The following is a 666-nucleotide window of genomic DNA, read 5'->3' as shown; positions in this document are numbered from 1 at the left end:
GCGACGATATTGGCTGGATGAAATCTTTCATGCGTTTGCCCTGACCGCCGAGTACGCCCGCGAACGGGCAGTGCTCGCTGAACAGGTCAGCCAGTTGCAGGAAGAAAGCGACCGACTAAAGCGTCGTATTCAGGAACTTGAGTGCTCGGAAGCGTGGCCACTGGCTGGGCTCTCTATGCCTTCGAAAGAAGACCATCACCCTGAACGTACCATTGGTCTTGATTTCTCCCTGCCTGAAGATCGCAATAAAGAATGACTTAATCAAGCTTAGTGTTTTACGATAGTTTTAGGTGATGGCCCCGCTTGTATGCGCATGGGCCATCGTCGTTTTATGCTGTTTTTATGTAGGGAATAAATAAGTATGTGTGGAATCGTCGGCGCCGTGGGCGCAATGGAATGTACGCCCTTTTTGCTTTCGGGCTTGAAGGTACTTGAATACCGCGGTTATGACTCTGCAGGGTTAGCAGTGTTAGATGCTTCCGGTGCGCTAGTGCGTGCCCGTGCAAAAGGCCGTGTCGCGGAGCTAGAAGCTCGCGTTGCAGAGCAGGGGGTTGTGGGTAATGTGGGTATTGCCCATACTCGTTGGGCGACCCATGGCGTGCCTGCGGAGCGTAACGCCCATCCGCATATTTCCAGTGGCTTGGCGGTGGTGCATAACGGCATCAT

At 53.3% G+C, this 666-nt stretch carries 1 protein-coding gene and 1 pseudogene; both read left to right on the top strand.

Translation table 11 applies throughout. From position 1 onward, the window contains the following. A partial coding sequence (locus INT19_RS01970) for a hypothetical protein (RefSeq protein ID WP_193059518.1) occupies window positions 1-256 on the top strand: 256 nt, incomplete at its 5' end. A 105-nt stretch (window positions 257-361) separates the two neighbouring features. Beyond that, window positions 362-666: pseudogene (locus tag INT19_RS01965) on the top strand (glutamine--fructose-6-phosphate transaminase (isomerizing)); the annotation flags it as partial.

It is taken from the genome of Halomonas sp. 3A7M (assembly GCF_014897875.1).
In the GTDB taxonomy this organism is placed as follows: Bacteria; Pseudomonadota; Gammaproteobacteria; order Pseudomonadales; family Halomonadaceae; genus Vreelandella.
The sequence above is the reverse complement of the archived record's forward strand: the minus strand, read 5'-3'. Positions and strand labels throughout refer to the sequence as shown.